We start from the raw sequence: 15,227 nt of genomic DNA, 5'->3' as shown, positions 1-15,227 counted from the left end.
CCCTGTCGCGGCGTGCGGATCGCATGGCCCTGCCGCGCCGCCGCTACGGGCAAAGGTCCTGGTTCGCAACTTACCCATGCGAGCCTCGTTGAGAGGCGGCATGCTTTCCCCTGAAAACGACCTCGATCATCCGCTCGTTGGGCGGTTCACCGACTTCATCGCCGGCGCGGGCTTTCCTTGCGTGGGCGCCAAGGCCGCGCTCAACCGCGCCGGGATGCGCTTCGTCGTCGCGCGCGACCTCGGCTCGGCGTGGGACGATTTGCGCATCATACCCGCGCTGCTCGATCTTGCCCGCTCCTACCGCGCCGACCCGCAATTGTTTCAGTCGCTGGCGGTGATCTTCGCGTCCGGCGCCCCTGACGATGAAGCGGCCTTCGAACGCCTGCTGTGGACGCGCTTGAACTCGCTGACGGCCAAGGACGAATGGCTCGGCCAGCAGCCCGACCGGCGCGTCGCGCACGACCCCGAGGATCCGCATTTCGCGATGAGCTTTGGCGGCGAGGCCTTTTTCGTCGTCGGCCTCCATCCCAAGGCAAGCCGGCCCGCGCGGCGCTTCGCCTACCCCGCGCTGGTCTTCAACCTCCACGACCAGTTCGAGCAGTTGCGCGCGCAAGGCCGCTACGACCGGCTGCGCGAAACGATCATCGACCGGGACGTCAAGCTGGCCGGATCGCCCAATCCGATGCTTGCGCCGCATGGCTCGGTCTCGGCGGCGCGGCAGTATAGCGGCCGCGCGGTCGAACCGGGCTGGACCTGCCCGTTCAGCGGGCGGAGCAAGCGCGATGCCGCATGAGATCGCGCCGCGCTCGGGCGTGGCGTTTACGCTCGACCGTGGGCAGCGGCTGACGATCATCGATCCCCAGGGCGAGCAAGTGGCCGACCTCCTCGCCTTCAACCGCGCCGACGTGCGGGAGGTCATCAGCGCGGGGCGCACGTTCGATTATGCCAGCAAGATTTTCCTCACCGCCGGCGACCCACTTTATTCCAACCGTTCGAACATCATGCTCGACATCGTTGAAGACAGCGTCGGGCGGCATGATTTCCTGCTCACGCCCTGCTCGAAGGACACGTTCCGGATCATCTATGGCGACAGCGACCCGCATCAGGGCTGCTTCGGCAACCTCGCGCAGGCGCTGGCACCTTATGCTATTGAAGAGGATATGATCCCCGCCGCCTTCAATTGCTTCATGAACGTACAGGTCGACGGCACGTCAGGCGCGATCAGCGTCGATCCGCCGTTGTCGAAGGCCGGCGATCGGATCGTGTTCGAGGCACGCATGGACCTGATCATCGGCCTCACTGCTTGCTCGGCGCTGCAGTCGAACAACGGCAGCTTCAAGCCGATCCACTGGCAGGTCGATTGACGATGCCCGCGGCCGCGCTGCCGCGGGCCTTGGGCGATGCGCACAGGCCGCCGACGGCGCGGGCACTGTCGCTATTATATTTGTGGCGGCACGGCCGCTGGCCTGACCTTGAGCGGCCGCGCCGCTTCACCGAATGGGTGCAGTGGCGCAAGCTCAACGATCGCCGCGTGGCCCTCGCGCGCCTGACCGACAAGCTGCAGGCCAAGGCCATCGCCGCCGAGCGCCTGGGCGATCAGCATGTCGTTCCAGTCCTGTGGCACGGGCAGCGCCTGCCGGGCACACCGCATTGGCCGATGCCATTCGTGGTCAAGGCCAATCACGGCTGCGGCCAGTTTGTCGTCGTGCGCAACATGGCCGATTGGCGCCGCGCGCGGATCCGCAGCTTTGCGTGGATGCGCAGCACCTACGGCGCGGCGCTCGGCGAATGGCATTATGGCATTGCGCGCCGGGCGCTGCTCGTCGAACCGTATCTCTCTTCCCCGATCGGCTGCCGCTGGACTACAAAATCTACGTCTTCGGCGGGCGCGCGGAGATGATCCAGCTTCACGAGGGCCGCGGCACCGCGCAGCACCGCTGGACGCAGCTCGACCGCGATTGGCGCATCCTGTCCCGGCAACGAAGCCGCCGATCAGCCCCAGCGAACCTCGATGCGATGTTCGCCGCCGCCGAGCGCCTGGGGGCCGGGCACGATTTCATCCGCACCGATTTCTTCAACATCGATGGCCGCTATCAGTTCGGCGAATTCTGCCTGTTTCCGGGGTCGGGCCTCGACCCGTTCGATCCCGTTGACCTTGACGACTGGCTTGGCGACCTGTGGCACGCAACCGCGTCGGTTACGGCGTCTAGAGGCGTCCGTGCTGGTCCTCGGTCTGGAAGATGCGGTCGACCTCCATCACCAAATCCTTAAGGTGGAAGGGCTTGGACAGAAGCTTGGCCTCGGGCGCGGTGCGGCCGCCCTGGAGCGCCACGGCGGCAAAGCCGGTGATGAACATGACGCGGATCGCGGGGTCGATGGCGCTTGCCTTTTGGGCCAGTTCGATCCCATCCATTTCGGGCATCACGATGTCGGTCAACAGCAAATCGAACTGCTCCGTCTCGAGCAGCGGAATGGCCTCGGTGCCGCAGCCGACGGCGGCCACTTCATAGCCCACACGCTGCAGCGCGCGCTGCAGATATTCGCGCATCGACGTGTCGTCTTCAGCCAGCAGGATTCTCGCCATTGCCCGTTTATGCGCCCATCATTTGCGATTTGCCAGAAGCGAATGGGCGGCCGGCGCGTTGCAGCCCCCTGTGCAAAGTCCTAATCTGGGACGGAATTTAACTGTGACCCTCCTCGCCCCACCCCTTGTCCACCCGCCGCGCGGCCCGCTTCCCGTGCTCCTCTCGGTGCCGCATTCGGGCCGCGACTATCCGGATTGGCTGATTGCGTCGGCCTGCCGGGGACGCGCCGCTCTGGCCAAGTTGGAGGACCCTTTGGTCGACCGGCTCGCCTGGCGCGCGATCCAGCGCGGCTGCGGCGCGGTCGTTGCGCGCGCGCCGCGCGCCGCGGTCGATTGCAACCGCGCTGAAGACGAGGTCGATCCGGCGATCATTGAAGGCGCGCGTCGCGGCCCGATGACCGCACGAGCGCGCGGCGGCCTGGGCATCGTTCCCGCGCGCACGCAGCAGCACGGCTATCTGTGGCGGCGGGCGGTCACCCGCGCGCAGCTTGAGGATCGGCTCGAGCAGGCGCACCGACCCTATCACCGTGCGATCGAGGACCAGCTGGGATTGCTGCTCGACCGCTTTGGGTGCGCCCTGCTGCTCGACTGCCACTCGATGCCGCCGCCGGCCGCGGGCGTCCCGCCCATCGTCTTCGGCGACGCCCGCGGCCGTTCGGCGAGCGCGTGGGTCGCCGATGAAGCGCTGGCCATCGCCCGACGCCAGGGCTTTGACGCGGGGCTCAATGAGCCGTTCGCGGGCGGCCACGTGGTCGAGCGGCACGGCGCGCCGGCCCGCGGCGTCCATGCGCTGCAGATTGAAATCGACCGCCGCTGGTACCTGGATGGCGGATTGAGCGAACCGGGCCCGGGCTTCGACCGCGCTTCCTTGCTGATCGAAGCCCTGGCGGTCGGCCTGGGTCAAGCCTTGCTCGATCAGCCGTACGCGACGGCGGCCGAGTAGGACGGGTCAGACCGTCTCGGGTGCCTGCTGGACCGGCAGGTTGGGCGTCTTGCCCTGTGCCACCTGGCGGCCGAACACATCGCGCATCAGCGTCAGCGAGAAAAGGTGCGCGTAGATCAGCGGCAGGAGGCCGGTCTGATTCATCTTGCGCAGCTCGTCGCCGCGCAGGCCGCGGAGCTTTTCCTCGTCGACCATCTTGAACCCGCGATAGACGAATGGCTGCTCGGTGCCCTGCGGCTGGATGGCGACCTCGCCTTCCATCAGAAGCTCCGACTTCTTGAGTTCCTCGACGAAGGCGGCGGTGCGCTGGCCCGCGGCCTCGAACTGCTCACAGAAGCTCAGGATGGACTTGGTCGCTTCGCTCGGCTGTTCGCCGTCGAACACGGCCTCGCCTTCCTTGCCGGTGCCGAGCACTTCCGACGTGGGATCGAAGCACAAGGACAATTCGTCCGATTCCGGACGCAGCCGCGCCAGAAGGAACGGAAAGCGGCGGAGGTAAGCGGGCATGTAGACCGTCTCGTCGCGCATGCTGCCGTCGTCGTTGAGGAAGACGTTGACCCCTTCATTGAGGCCCATGAGCGCGATCGGAACCGGATTGTCGCCGATCGCGAACACGATCGGGAAGTGGCGCTGGACAAGCGCGAATTCATCCACCGTCACCGGGACGGCATGGCCGGCTGCAAAGCGCGGCACCTTGAGGCCGGTGCGAAGCTTCATCTTGCCGTGCTGGCCGACATTGATCGGCTCGATGGCATTGTAGAACAGGGGCAGGTTTTGATTCGGCGCTACGCTCGCCATTTTGATCGATCTCCTGGGGTCCGGACTACGGGGTCGCCATGCGAACAGCCCGGCAAATCCGTATCGGCGCAGGCTCTATTAAGGTTGACCGGCAAAGGCAAGCCGCCACCATTTGCACCAGTGATCGAGTTCATCAGTTGTTCAACGCCCCGCTGCGATGCCCCGGCGCAGCGATGGCGGGCCCTTTGAAGTGACTCCGGCAATGTTCCTCGGACTTGTGCCAGTGCTGGTCGGCGTGTTCGCCGTCCAGTCCGGCACGGTGCAATCGGTAACGCGGCTTGTCGTCCAGGACGAGGTGATCCTGCGCGTCCCTGTCATGCCCCGCCCCGCCGCGCCGCGCGTCGAGTGGGTCGAAAAGAAGGGTCCCAAATGTATTCCCGCGACCGAAATCCGGCGCGCGATCCTGTCCGGCCCGGAAGAAGTCGATTTCATCCTGTCCAACCGCGAGCGCGTCCGCGCACGGCTCGAGGACGGCTGCGAAGCGCTGGATTTCTATGCCGGTTTCTATCTGCAGCCGGAGGACTGGCGAATCTGCGCCGAACGCGACGAAGTCCATTCGCGGATGGGCGCAAGCTGCACCATCGAGCGATTTCGTCATCTGGTCCCCAGGGAACGCGACTAGAATCCTTGACTTTTCCGCGCTTCTGCGGCCTACGCGATAGCATCTGGCACCGTGCAAAAGAACACGTGCGCCACCCTCTTTCTTCCGGAACCTGAATGACTTTTGCCGATCTCGGCCTTTCCGACCAGTTGCTCCGCGCCGTGGACGACAGCGGCTATCCCGAGCCAACGCCGATCCAGCGCGCCGCCATCCCGTCGATTCTCATGGGCAAGGATCTGATCGGGATTGCGCAAACAGGCACCGGCAAGACCGCCGCCTTTGTCCTGCCGATGATCGACATCCTAGGCCACGGCCGCAGCCGCGCGCGCATGCCGCGCAGCCTCATCCTCGAACCGACGCGCGAGCTGGCGCAGCAGGTTTCGGAGAATTTCGAGAAATACGGCAAGTACAACAAGCTTTCGATGGCGCTGCTGATCGGCGGCGTTCAGATGGGCGACCAGGTCAAGGCGCTCGAAAAGGGCGTCGACGTGCTGATCGCCACGCCTGGGCGCCTGATGGACCTGTTCGGCCGCGGCAAGATCCTGCTCACCGGCTGCGAACTGTTGGTCATCGACGAAGCCGACCGCATGCTCGACATGGGCTTCATCCCGGACATCGAGGAAATCTGCTCGAAGCTGCCAAAATCGCGCCAGACCCTGCTGTTCTCGGCGACCATGCCGCCGCCGATCCAGAAGCTGGCGGCCAAGTTCCTCAACGATCCCAAGCGCGTCGAGGTCGCGCGTCCGGCGACCGCCAACGTCAACATCGAACAGCGCCTGGTCGTGGTTCGCGGCGACAAGAAGCGCGACGCACTGCGCGACATCCTGCGCCACGAGGAATTCAAGAACGCGATCGTCTTTTCCAACCGCAAGACTACGGTGCGCGAGCTTGCGACCAGCCTCAAGCGCTCGGGCTTTTCGGTCGGCCAGATCCAGGGCGACATGGACCAGTCGGACCGCATCGCCGAATTCGACCGTTTCAAGAAGGACGAGATCAACATCCTCGTCGCGTCGGACGTCGCCGCGCGCGGCCTCGACGTCAAAGGCGTCAGCCATGTCGTCAACTTCGACGTGCCGTGGCAGCCCGACGATTACATTCACCGGATCGGCCGCACCGGCCGCGCGGGAATGACGGGCATCGCCATCACGCTGGCCACGCGCGAGGATGCCGAAGCGGTCGAGCGGATCGAGAAGCTGATCGGGCACAAGATCCCGCGTGCCGGTGAAGTAGCGCCCACTGCCGCGCCCGCCGAAGATGCGCCGCCCGCGGAACCGGAGCGCGAAGCGCGCAAGCCGCGCCCCGAACGCAAGCCGCGCGGCGAGCGCAAGCCCGCCGCAGCCAAGCCTGAACCGCAACCCGAACCGCGCGACGAACCCGTCCCCGAACGCTCGCTGGTGGTCGAGGACCTCAAGAACGAGTGGAACGGGCCGCTCCCCGGCTTCCTGTCGCAAAGCGCGGGATAGGCACATGCGTGTGTCTGGAAAGGCGTCGCGCGCCTTCCCAGCTTCGGTCCCGACACGCAAAAGGGACTGCACAATGACCGACTATATCCCGCCCAAGGTCTGGACCTGGGACGCGCCGAGCGGCGGCCGGTTCGCCAGCATCAACCGCCCCATCGCCGGCGCCACGCATGACAAGCCGCTGCCGGTCGGCAAGCATCCTTTCCAGCTTTATTCGCTCGCCACGCCCAATGGGCAAAAGGTGGCGATCATGTTCGAGGAACTGCTCGAACGCGGCCATCCCGACGCCGAATATGACGCCTGGCCGATCCGTATCGGCGATGGCGATCAGTTCGGCAGCGGCTTCGTCGACATCAACCCCAACTCCAAAATCCCCGCGCTGGTCGACCGCAGCGGTCCCGAACCGGTTCGCATCTTCGAATCCGGCGCGATTCTCGTCTATCTCGCGGAAAAGTTCGGCGAATTTCTTCCCACGTCCGGCCCCGAGCGCGCGGAAACCCTGTCTTGGCTGTTCTGGCAGATGGGCAGCGCGCCCTTCCTCGGCGGCGGCTTCGGCCATTTCTTCGCCTACGCGCCGACCAAGCAGGAATATCCGATCAACCGCTACGCGATGGAGGCCAAGCGCCAGTTCGACGTCCTCAACCGCCGCCTCGCCGAACATGAATATGTGGCCGGCGCCGATTATTCGCTCGCCGACATGGCCATCTGGCCCTGGTACGGCGGGGTCGCGCTGAACCGCACCTACGAAGGCGCCAGCGAATTCCTCGCCGTGCACGAATATGCGCATGTCATGCGTTGGGCGAAAGCGATCGACGCTCGCCCCGCAGTCAGGCGCGGCCGCATCGTCAACAAGCTGACCGGCGACGAACGCGAGCAACTCCACGAGCGCCACGACGCCAGCGACTTCGACCTGCGCACCGAAGACAAGATCAAGGGCGCGGCGAATAGCGCCGAGGCGGTCAAGGACGACGCGATCTGAAGCCCGTCATTGCGAGCGGAGCGAAGCAATCCACACGCTGGATCGCTTCGCTACGCTCGCGATGACGAATAACGCTCGACAAACGCGACCGCGAACGCCGTCAATCGCCCTTCGCCGATCGCATCACGAAGCCCCTGCATCAGCCGCTGGTAGAACCACAGATTATGCTGCGTCATCAGCATCGCGCCCAGAATCTCGCCCGATTTGACGAGGTGGTGGACGTAGGCGCGACTAAAACTCGTGCAGGCGGGACAGTCACAGCCCGCCTCAATCGGCTCCGCGTCCTCGGCGAACCGCGCGTTGCGCAGGTTGAGCGGGCCGTCGGCGGTGAACGCCTGCCCCGTCCGCCCCGACCGCGTCGGCAGCACGCAATCGAACATGTCGATCCCGCGCACCACCGCGCCGACGATGTCGTCCGGCTTGCCGACCCCCATCAAGTAGCGCGGGCGATCCACCGGCAGCTGGCCCGGCGCGAAGTCGAGCGTCGCGAACATCGCTTCCTGCCCCTCGCCCACGGCGAGCCCGCCGACTGCATAACCGTCGAACCCGATGTCGATCAGCGCGGCAGCGGACTCCGCGCGCATCGCCTCGTCGAGCCCGCCCTGCTGGATTCCGAACAGCGCCCCCGCATTGCCCAGCGCGTCGAACGCGTCGCGCGAGCGCCGCGCCCAGCGCATCGACCGCTCCATCGCCCCGCGCTGCGCCTCGGGCGTGTCGGTCGTCTTCACCAATTGGTCGAAGGCCATGACAATGTCCGAGCCGAGCAGGCTCTGCACCTCCATCGATCGCTCCGGGCTCAGCATGCGCCGCGACCCGTCGAGGTGGCTGGCGAAGGACACGCCCTCCTCGCTAACCTTCGTCAGGTCGCTGAGGCTCATCACTTGGTATCCGCCGCTGTCGGTGAGGATCGGCCGCTCCCAGCCCATGAAGCGGTGCAGCCCGCCCAGCTTTGCAACCCGCTCCGCGCCCGGTCGCAGCATCAGATGATAGGTATTGCCCAGAATGATGTCCGCGCCGCTCGCCCGCACCTCTCCCGGCCGCATCGCCTTGACCGTCGCCGCCGTCCCCACCGGCATGAACGCCGGCGTCCGGATTTCGCCGCGCGGCGTGGCGAGAGTGGCGGCGCGCGCGGCCCCGTCGGTGGCGGAAATAGTGAAAGTCAGGCTGCTCACCCGCGCGCTCCTAGAGGAGCGGCGCAGGAACCGCCAACAGCCCTGAAGCTATCTCAGCCCCTGACCGCCCTCAATTGGTCGGACGGAACACGTGAAGCACGGCATCCTTTCCAGCCAGGTACAGCTCCCCTAACGGACCGAGCGCCGGCGGGCGATTTTGCAGCGGATAGTCCAGCTCGTTGATAGGTTGCAGGTCGAAATCGAAGGTTCTGATCTTCCTTCGCTGACCACGTGCAAATAGGATGCGCTGCTCACCAGGCCGTAGCCGTGCAAGACGGGTATTGCGGGAATGACGTCGATGCCGGTCGTGATATCGACCTTGTGAAGTTTCTCGTCGGTCAGGAGATAGGCGAAGTTGATCGCCAGCGGCAGGAATGCAATCTCCGCCCCATATTCGGGCCGGATTAGCGCGCGGTTGAAGATCTGCTTCCCGGTGCGAATGTTGAAGCCGGTCACTTCTCCGTCGCTGGCGCTAACGATCGCCACGCCGTCGGCTGAAATCGCGGCCGAGCGATAATACACATCCTCGATGTGCTGGTTGGGTGCTGGAATAAGTCTAGGCATGTCCTTGACGGTCGCGCCAAGCTGGAGTTGATAAAAGGCGATCCCGCATCGATTGATCGGGATCGCCATGTAGACGTTTCGGGGTCCGCTATCCTCGAACACCGCAAGGCCGGGCACCGGGCCCTCAAAGTAGGGCGGCGGGAATTCAAGTGGGCGAACCTTAAACTCGAACGGGTTGCGCAACCCTCCTTCCACGACCACGCATACAAAGTCCGACCGCAGGAGGTCGCCGCGGTCGTTGAAGATGCTGATCTTGTTGCCTGCGCTCGGCACGACCAGAATCGACCCACCAGGATATGGTAAAAGTTTAGGCGGCCCGAATGCGCGCCCGTTGCTTCGGAAATTCCGCTGCCACTGCAGCTGGCCTGCGGGATTGAGGCTGAGCAACACCCAATCGCCTTCGCCAGGAGGGTCGAGCACGACGTAAATATTTCCGGCATCGTCGATCGCGGCGGTCGAGAATTGGCCATCACCCTGGTAGGATAATTTCACGGACGGCGTGTTCCCGGGTGTCAGGATATGGAGCGCGCTTCGCCGGCCGCCGGGCTGCATTGGCGGCTCGAAGGTAGAGATGACGACATCGCCACTTGGCGCGACCACGGACGACGACACGATCTCGCGACCCGAAAGGGCCAGCTGAAAATTGCGGGTTGTCGCGGGCGGGATGGTCGCGACGAATTTCTGACCGCTGTTGCCGATGTCGCCGTGAAACTGGTTCCACCTGCTTGGCCCGCCATATCCAGTGCAGCCCAGTAACTGGAGCAGCGAGAGCATCAGCAGGCAGCGTGGTGACATCAGACACCCCCGCTTCTGTATAGCGCAAAACGCGCATGATCAGAAGCGGCCTACAGGCAGCGTGGCCCCCTTCGCCGCAGCCAAACATTCAATCAACTTTCGGCGATCGCACGTAGCGCTTCGAAGCATTGCGGATCGATCGCGCGGCCGACTTCCTGCTGCATGATCCGCAGCGCCTCCTCGACCGGCAGCGCGCTGCGGTAGGGGCGGTCGGCGGTTAGCGCATCGTAGAAATCGCACACCGTGATGATGCGCGTCTCGCGCGAGATTTGCGCTTCGCCGATGCCGAGCGGATAGCCGCAACCGTCGAGCCGCTCGTGGTGCGCCGCGGCGACGTCGGCGAGGTCGACGAACACGCCGATCCGGCCGAGGATCGCGCGCGTATGTGCCGCGTGCGCGCGCATTTCGACCCATTCGTCGCTGTTGAGGCCGGCGGGCTTGTCAAGGATGGCGTTGGACACGCCGAGCTTGCCGATGTCGTGCAGGAAGGCGGCGCGGCGCAGCCACGCCCGGCGCGGGCCGAGCATGCCCATCTTTGCGGCGATCGCGTCGGTCAGATCGGCGACGCGGCCCGAATGTCCCGACGTGAACGGGCTCTTGGCGTCGATCACCTGGCCGAAGGCAGCGGCGATGGCGTCGAGATAAGCGTCGTCGACCGAAATGGCTTCCGCTTCGGGCGCAAGCCGAACGACGCGCTGTTCGATCACCGGCGATCGGAGCGTCGCCCAGAAGCCGTCGCGGTTTGCGACGCGATGCAGCGCAACGACCAGTTCGGGGTCGAACCAGTTCCCGGAACGTCGCGTGGCTTCGTCCATCGCCGCCGCACGCCCCGCATGCGTGTGGAACACGTCGACCACCTGCGCCAGCAGCGCGATCCGCGCGGCCAGCGGGATCGCATCGCCGCGCAGCCGGCCCGGCCGTCCTGACCCGTCCCAATGTTCGTCGAGGCGGTAGATGCCGTCGCATATTGCGTCCGAAAAGCGCAGCGAGCGCGCGATGTCGGCGCCGCGCGTGCAGCGCGCGACGATCAGTTCCTGCGCGATTGCATCGCCATTCTTGAGGATGTTGCCGATCGCCGCCGCGCGGCGCAGCGCCGGGCGGCCCTGCGCGGTTTTGGCAAAGACGAAGTGCAGCGTCGCGGCGAGGCTGTTGCCGACCGTCTTGTAGCCCTGCTTGAAGGCGCGATCGTCGGCTTCGTAAAGCTCGCAAATGCGCGCGGCATTGCTGCTGCAGCCGAGGTCTTTCAGCAGCAGCGTGTAATAAAGGTCGTTGAGCTCGGCGTCGCTAAGCCCGAGTTCGCGCCCGACCTGGAAGCCGATCCAGCAGGCGCGGATGCAATGGCCGGCGGGCTGCCCCTCGGTGATGTCGAGTGCATAGCTGAAGGCCGCGACGATTTCGGCGCGGGTGACGGCAGTGGCCGTTGACGGCGGAAGGATGACCTGGTGCAGCATTCGGCAACGCCCATGTTAACCGGCCGATGCGCATGGCCGCCTAACGAAGATGGTTAGCGAAAGCTTAGCGCGTTGCCGCCGGCCCGGCGTTCAGCGCGCCATAATCGCGATGCAACAGCCACCGACCGCCGTCCTTGCGCAGGATCATCAGATGCGATCCGTCGAACGTTCGTGGCGTGCCGCCCGCGCGCGGTTTGTGCACCGATGTTTCCGCGACCCGCGCCCATGCCCAATCGCCGTGGACATGAGTCTCCAGCGTCTGCCAGCGGATCGTCTGCTGCACCCGCCCGCGCAGGGCTTCAAGCGCCTGCTGCAGCTGCGCGCGGTCGGTGATCGGTGCGCCGGTCGGCCGTTTCATCACGAAATCCTGGTCGATCGTCGCCAGGATTTCGGCCGGATCGCCCTTCTCGACCGTTCCGAAATAGGTGCAGACGAAGGCGTCGATGTCGGGATCGACGGCAGGCGTCGCCGCCGGGGCATGCTGCGTGTGGCCGGCATGGGGATCGGCCTGCGCGAACGCAGGGCAGGCCGCCGCAAGAGCAATCAGTCCGGCCGTCGTCCGTCGCAATCGCATCATGCGTCTCCACCCGGCAGCAACAGGCTGGCGTCGCCGTAGCTGTAGAATCGATATCCATTCGCGATGGCATGGGCGTAGGCGCGCTGCATAGTGCCGATGGTCATGAGTGCGCTGACCAGCATGAACAATGTCGACCGCGGCAAATGGAAGTTGGTCATCAGCCCGTCGATCGCCTTGAAGCGATAGCCCGGCGTGATGAAGATTGCGGTATCGCCTTCGAACGGCGCGATGCTGCCGTCGTCGCCCGCCGCGCTTTCCAGCAAGCGTAGCGAAGTCGTGCCCACGGCGACGATCCGCCCGCCCGCGCGCCGCGCGGCGTTGAGGCGCTCGGCCGTCGCCGCATCGATCCGCCCCCATTCGGCGTGCATGCGATGTTCGGCGACAGTCTCGCTTTTGACCGGAAGGAAGGTGCCCGCGCCGACGTGCAGGGTCAGCGTTTCGCGCTTCACGCCGCGCGCATCGAGCGCGGCGATCAGACGGTCGGTGAAGTGCAGCGCCGCGGTCGGCGCCGCCACCGCCCCCTCTTCGCGCGCGAACAAAGTCTGGTAGTCGGCGCGGTCGGCATCGTCGATCGCGCGCTTGCTGGCGATATAAGGCGGCAGCGGCATCTGCCCCGCGCGTTCGAGCAGCAGTTCCAGCGGTTCCTCGCCATGAAAACAGAGCAGGGCGGAGCCATCGTCGGCCTTCTCGACCACCGAAGCCGCGACCCCTGCGCCGAAATCGATCGCGTCACCGACCCGCGCGCGGCGCGCATTACGCAGGAACGCCCAATATTCGCGCGGCCCTTCGCGCTTGTGCAGCGTGGCGCCGATCGACGCCTCCCCGCGCCTCCCCTCGAGCTGCGCGGGAATGACCTTGGTATCGTTGAACACCAGAACGTCACCGGGCCGGAGCATGCCCGGAAGGTCGAGCACCTCATGATCGGAAATGACACCGCCGGCGACCTTTAGCAGGCGCGCGCTATCCCGCGGCCGCGCGGGGCGAAGCGCGATCCGATCGTTAGGAAGGTCGAAATCGAAGTCGGCAACGCGCATGCACGCGGGCCTTAGCCCCCAGCTTCGCGGTCACAATTTTCGTGGGCTCGGCGGGCGGCTCGCCCGGCGCGATCTTGTCGACCGCGTCCATGCCCGAGATCACCCGGCCCAGCACGGTGTAATTACCGTCGAGATTGGCGTTGGGCACGAACATGATGAAGAACTGGCTGTTGGCCGTATCCGGCGCCTCGGTGCGCGCTGCACCGACCGTCCCGCGCAGGAACGGGACCGAGGTGAATTCGGCCTTGAGGTCGGGCAGGTCCGATCCGCCCTCGCCCGTCCCCGTCGGGTCCCCGCCCTGGGCCATGAAATCGGGCACAACGCGGTGGAAGATGAGGCCGTTGTAGAAGCCGCGCCGTACCAGCGACTGAATCCGCGCGACGTGGTTGGGCGCCAAATCGGGGCGCAGTAGGATCACCACCGTGCCGCCGTTCGATAGGCTGAGCGTCAGCTTGTTCGCCGGGTTGGCCGCGACCGCCGGCGGCGGCGCGATCGAGGGCACCGCCTGGCCGAACGCAGCGCTGGCCAGACCCACGGCCAGCAGCGGCCCCATCAGCAACGACTTGGCAAACACCCTTCACCCTCCCGAATAGCCGCCGCGGCCTGCGGCCTCGCGCCTGAAAGCCGCCTTAACGCTGGCCGAGATGGCGCCGCACGTCCTCCGCCACGCGGGGCGGCACGAACTTGTCGATCTTGCCGCCGAAGCGCGCGATTTCCTTGACCAGCTTGGACGCGATTGGCTGCAGCGACACGTCGGCCATCAGGAAGACGGTCTCGATATCGTCGTTCAATTGCTGGTTCATGCCCGCCATCTGGAATTCATATTCGAAATCGGCGACCGCGCGCAGTCCGCGCAGGATCATCGACGCGCCCTGCGCCTCGGCGAAATCCATCAGCAGCGAATCGAACTCGACCACCTCGATATTGCCGGGAATTTCCGTGATCTCGCGCCGAACCATGTCGAGCCGCTGCGCGACCGAGAACATCGGCTCCTTGGACGGGTTGGTGGTGACCCCGATCACCAGCTTGTCGACCAGATGCACCCCGCGCCGGATGATATCGAGGTGGCCGAGCGTGATGGGATCGAACGTGCCGGGGTAGACCGCAGTCTTCATCAATGATTCCTCGCCACCGCATATTGCGCGATTCCCCGCAGCAGGTCGGCTTCATCGCCATGATCGGCGAGGTGCTCGATCGCCTGCTCGATCAGCATTTGCGCCTGTTGCCGCGCGCGGTCCTCGCCCAGCAGGGACACGAAGGTCGCCTTGCCGGCCTCGGCGTCGCGCCCCGTGGGCTTGCCCGCCGCGGCGGTGTCGCCGTTATGGTCGATCAGGTCGTCGGCGATCTGGAACGCCAGCCCGACGTTACGTGCATAGCCGCGATAGGGCGTGCGCGCGTCCGCGGGCAGCTTGGCCATGATGCACGCCGCCTCGACCGCATATTCGATCAGCGCGCCGGTCTTGAGCTGCTGAAGCCGGGTAATTGCCGGCAGGTCGAGCGCCTGGCCCTCGGCGGCAAGGTCCATCATCTGCCCGCCGGCCATGCCCGACGTGCCCGCCGCCCGCGCCAGCTCGAGCACCAGGTCGGACCGCACCCACGGGTCTTCATGAGTCGCCGGATCGGCCAGGATCTCGAATGCCAGCGCGTGCAGGCTGTCGCCGGCAAGCACCGCATCGGCCTCCCCAAAGACCGTGTGCACCGTAGGCTTGCCGCGGCGCAGCTCGGCATCGTCCATGCACGGCAGATCGTCATGGATCAGCGAATAGACGTGGATTGCCTCGATCGCCCCGCCGACTCGCAACGCACGGTCGCGGTCGATCGCGAACAGGCGCGATGCGGCGACCGTCAGCAAGGGGCGAAGGCGTTTGCCGCCGCCCAGCGCGGCATGGCGCATCGCCGCGAACAGACGCTCGCGCCCGTCCTGGACGGGGGTCAGCAAGCCATCGAAAAAGGCGTCGATGTCCGCCGAAACCTGAGCGGCTTCGGCCTTCATGTCGGTCGCGCTGCGGTCGATCGTTTCAACCGGCATCGAACGGCCGCAGCCCGGTCGGCTGCCCATCGCTGCCGAGCGAGATCTGCTCAATCCGTGCCTGGGCATCGCGCAGCCGCGCCTCGCAATGGCGCTTCAGCCGGTCACCCTCCTGGTACAGCTCGATCGATCGGTCGAGCGGCGCCTCGCCCTTCTCGAGCGTGCGCACGATCTCCTCGAGGCGCTTGAGCGCATCCTCGAAACTCAGCTGGCTGGCGTCCGCAGCGTCCATGATTCAGC

General features: G+C 65.8%; 19 protein-coding genes. 8 read left to right on the top strand and 11 right to left on the bottom strand.

Translation table 11 applies throughout. From position 1 onward, the window contains the following. The first annotated feature begins 100 nt into the window (after positions 1-100). Genes gntA through H9L13_RS13040 form a run of 4 tightly spaced genes read left to right on the top strand, consistent with a single transcriptional unit; the run spans position 101 to position 2,271 of the window. Positions 101-793: a guanitoxin biosynthesis heme-dependent pre-guanitoxin N-hydroxylase GntA gene (gntA, locus tag H9L13_RS05755; RefSeq protein ID WP_187539816.1), complete on the top strand. Its 693-nt coding sequence runs from the start codon at positions 101-103 to the stop codon at positions 791-793. Next, positions 783-1,364 carry a DUF1989 domain-containing protein gene (locus H9L13_RS05750; protein WP_187539814.1) on the top strand — a complete coding sequence of 194 codons (582 nt, stop codon included), beginning with the start codon at positions 783-785 and terminating at the stop codon, positions 1,362-1,364. The genes gntA and H9L13_RS05750 overlap by 11 nt, the downstream gene beginning before the upstream one ends. Continuing rightward, positions 1,361-1,900 carry an ATP-grasp domain-containing protein gene (locus tag H9L13_RS05745; RefSeq protein ID WP_223176486.1) on the top strand — a complete coding sequence of 180 codons (540 nt, stop codon included), beginning with the start codon at positions 1,361-1,363 and terminating at the stop codon, positions 1,898-1,900. Before H9L13_RS05750 ends, H9L13_RS05745 begins: the two co-directional genes overlap by 4 nt. Further along, on the top strand, positions 1,789-2,271 hold the full coding sequence (locus tag H9L13_RS13040; protein ID WP_187539810.1) for an ATP-grasp fold amidoligase family protein: 483 nt from the start codon (positions 1,789-1,791) through the stop codon (positions 2,269-2,271). Before H9L13_RS05745 ends, H9L13_RS13040 begins: the two co-directional genes overlap by 112 nt. On the opposite strand, the gene cpdR is transcribed toward H9L13_RS13040, so the two are convergent. Continuing rightward, complete coding sequence (gene cpdR, locus H9L13_RS05735; protein WP_187539808.1) at positions 2,207-2,584, bottom strand: cell cycle two-component system response regulator CpdR; 378 nt, start codon at positions 2,582-2,584, stop codon at positions 2,207-2,209. The two genes, H9L13_RS13040 and cpdR, sit on opposite strands and share 65 nt — an antisense overlap. A 103-nt stretch (positions 2,585-2,687) precedes the next feature. Between cpdR and H9L13_RS05730 the strand changes: the two genes are divergently transcribed. Continuing rightward, a complete protein-coding gene (locus H9L13_RS05730; RefSeq protein ID WP_187539806.1) occupies positions 2,688-3,527 on the top strand; it encodes an N-formylglutamate amidohydrolase in 840 nt (279 codons plus the stop codon). 6 nt (positions 3,528-3,533) lie between these two features. Here H9L13_RS05730 and H9L13_RS05725 read toward each other — a convergent pair whose 3' ends face one another. Then, positions 3,534-4,325 carry a SapC family protein gene (locus tag H9L13_RS05725; RefSeq protein ID WP_187539804.1) on the bottom strand — a complete coding sequence of 264 codons (792 nt, stop codon included), beginning with the start codon at positions 4,323-4,325 and terminating at the stop codon, positions 3,534-3,536. A gap of 202 nt (positions 4,326-4,527) precedes the next feature. Here H9L13_RS05725 and H9L13_RS05720 point away from each other — a divergent pair, with 202 nt between their 5' ends. The 3 genes from H9L13_RS05720 to yghU all read left to right on the top strand — a co-directional run bounded on the left by H9L13_RS05720 (position 4,528) and on the right by yghU (position 7,365). Continuing rightward, entirely contained in the window at positions 4,528-4,947 is a 420-nt protein-coding gene (locus H9L13_RS05720) for a hypothetical protein (RefSeq protein ID WP_187539802.1), read from the top strand. Between the two features lie 95 nt (positions 4,948-5,042). Then, positions 5,043-6,389 (top strand): DEAD/DEAH box helicase, encoded by a 1,347-nt coding sequence (locus H9L13_RS05715; RefSeq protein WP_187539800.1) that lies wholly within the window; start codon positions 5,043-5,045, stop codon positions 6,387-6,389. Positions 6,390-6,462: 73 nt separating this feature from the next. Then, entirely contained in the window at positions 6,463-7,365 is a 903-nt protein-coding gene (yghU, locus tag H9L13_RS05710; RefSeq protein ID WP_187539798.1) for a glutathione-dependent disulfide-bond oxidoreductase, read from the top strand. Between the two features lie 50 nt (positions 7,366-7,415). Here yghU and tgt read toward each other — a convergent pair whose 3' ends face one another. The 9 genes from tgt to H9L13_RS05665 form a co-directional block, all read right to left on the bottom strand. Next, positions 7,416-8,537, bottom strand: a complete 1,122-nt coding sequence (gene tgt / locus H9L13_RS05705) for a tRNA guanosine(34) transglycosylase Tgt (RefSeq protein ID WP_187539796.1) — start codon at positions 8,535-8,537, stop codon at positions 7,416-7,418. Positions 8,538-8,666: 129 nt separating this feature from the next. Further along, the gene (locus tag H9L13_RS05700) at positions 8,667-9,896 is read right to left on the bottom strand and encodes a PQQ-binding-like beta-propeller repeat protein (protein WP_187539794.1); all 1,230 of its coding nucleotides are present in this window, start codon (positions 9,894-9,896) and stop codon (positions 8,667-8,669) included. A 92-nt stretch (positions 9,897-9,988) separates the two neighbouring features. After that, on the bottom strand, positions 9,989-11,347 hold the full coding sequence (locus H9L13_RS05695) for an HD-GYP domain-containing protein (RefSeq protein WP_187539792.1): 1,359 nt from the start codon (positions 11,345-11,347) through the stop codon (positions 9,989-9,991). 64 nt (positions 11,348-11,411) lie between these two features. Further along, complete coding sequence (locus H9L13_RS05690) at positions 11,412-11,924, bottom strand: nuclear transport factor 2 family protein (RefSeq protein ID WP_187539790.1); 513 nt, start codon at positions 11,922-11,924, stop codon at positions 11,412-11,414. Then, positions 11,921-12,958: a tRNA preQ1(34) S-adenosylmethionine ribosyltransferase-isomerase QueA gene (gene queA / locus H9L13_RS05685; protein WP_187539788.1), complete on the bottom strand. Its 1,038-nt coding sequence runs from the start codon at positions 12,956-12,958 to the stop codon at positions 11,921-11,923. Before queA ends, H9L13_RS05690 begins: the two co-directional genes overlap by 4 nt. Further along, entirely contained in the window at positions 12,924-13,511 is a 588-nt protein-coding gene (locus H9L13_RS05680; protein WP_187539786.1) for a peptidylprolyl isomerase, read from the bottom strand. The genes queA and H9L13_RS05680 overlap by 35 nt, the downstream gene beginning before the upstream one ends. 76 nt (positions 13,512-13,587) lie before the next feature. Next, the gene (gene coaD, locus H9L13_RS05675) at positions 13,588-14,073 is read right to left on the bottom strand and encodes a pantetheine-phosphate adenylyltransferase (RefSeq protein ID WP_187539784.1); all 486 of its coding nucleotides are present in this window, start codon (positions 14,071-14,073) and stop codon (positions 13,588-13,590) included. Beyond that, positions 14,073-14,987, bottom strand: coding sequence for a polyprenyl synthetase family protein (locus tag H9L13_RS05670; protein WP_187539782.1), 915 nt, complete (start codon positions 14,985-14,987; stop codon positions 14,073-14,075). The genes coaD and H9L13_RS05670 overlap by 1 nt, the downstream gene beginning before the upstream one ends. Next, a complete protein-coding gene (locus tag H9L13_RS05665; protein ID WP_187539780.1) occupies positions 14,977-15,219 on the bottom strand; it encodes an exodeoxyribonuclease VII small subunit in 243 nt (80 codons plus the stop codon). The genes H9L13_RS05670 and H9L13_RS05665 overlap by 11 nt, the downstream gene beginning before the upstream one ends. Positions 15,220-15,227 lie beyond the last annotated feature (8 nt).

This window comes from Sphingomonas lutea (genome assembly GCF_014396785.1).
GTDB lineage: Bacteria > Pseudomonadota > Alphaproteobacteria > Sphingomonadales > Sphingomonadaceae > Sphingomicrobium > Sphingomicrobium luteum.
The sequence above is the reverse complement of the archived record's forward strand: the minus strand, read 5'-3'. Positions and strand labels throughout refer to the sequence as shown.

Bases quoted from the DNA above. Each gene is read 5' to 3' on its own strand.
- gntA (WP_187539816.1), top strand. From the start codon at position 101: ATGCTTTCCCCTGAAAACGACCTCGATCATCCGCTCGTTGGGCGGTTC.
- H9L13_RS05750 (WP_187539814.1), top strand. From the start codon at position 783: ATGCCGCATGAGATCGCGCCGCGCTCGGGCGTGGCGTTTACGCTCGAC.
- H9L13_RS13040 (WP_187539810.1), top strand. From the start codon at position 1,789: ATGGCATTATGGCATTGCGCGCCGGGCGCTGCTCGTCGAACCGTATCT.
- cpdR (WP_187539808.1), bottom strand. From the start codon at position 2,584: ATGGCGAGAATCCTGCTGGCTGAAGACGACACGTCGATGCGCGAATAT.
- H9L13_RS05725 (WP_187539804.1), bottom strand. From the start codon at position 4,325: ATGGCGAGCGTAGCGCCGAATCAAAACCTGCCCCTGTTCTACAATGCC.
- H9L13_RS05720 (WP_187539802.1), top strand. From the start codon at position 4,528: ATGTTCCTCGGACTTGTGCCAGTGCTGGTCGGCGTGTTCGCCGTCCAG.
- H9L13_RS05715 (WP_187539800.1), top strand. From the start codon at position 5,043: ATGACTTTTGCCGATCTCGGCCTTTCCGACCAGTTGCTCCGCGCCGTG.
- yghU (WP_187539798.1), top strand. From the start codon at position 6,463: ATGACCGACTATATCCCGCCCAAGGTCTGGACCTGGGACGCGCCGAGC.
- H9L13_RS05700 (WP_187539794.1), bottom strand. From the start codon at position 9,896: ATGTCACCACGCTGCCTGCTGATGCTCTCGCTGCTCCAGTTACTGGGC.
- H9L13_RS05695 (WP_187539792.1), bottom strand. From the start codon at position 11,347: ATGCTGCACCAGGTCATCCTTCCGCCGTCAACGGCCACTGCCGTCACC.
- H9L13_RS05690 (WP_187539790.1), bottom strand. From the start codon at position 11,924: ATGATGCGATTGCGACGGACGACGGCCGGACTGATTGCTCTTGCGGCG.
- queA (WP_187539788.1), bottom strand. From the start codon at position 12,958: ATGCGCGTTGCCGACTTCGATTTCGACCTTCCTAACGATCGGATCGCG.
- H9L13_RS05680 (WP_187539786.1), bottom strand. From the start codon at position 13,511: ATGGGGCCGCTGCTGGCCGTGGGTCTGGCCAGCGCTGCGTTCGGCCAG.
- coaD (WP_187539784.1), bottom strand. From the start codon at position 14,073: ATGAAGACTGCGGTCTACCCCGGCACGTTCGATCCCATCACGCTCGGC.
- H9L13_RS05670 (WP_187539782.1), bottom strand. From the start codon at position 14,987: ATGCCGGTTGAAACGATCGACCGCAGCGCGACCGACATGAAGGCCGAA.
- H9L13_RS05665 (WP_187539780.1), bottom strand. From the start codon at position 15,219: ATGGACGCTGCGGACGCCAGCCAGCTGAGTTTCGAGGATGCGCTCAAG.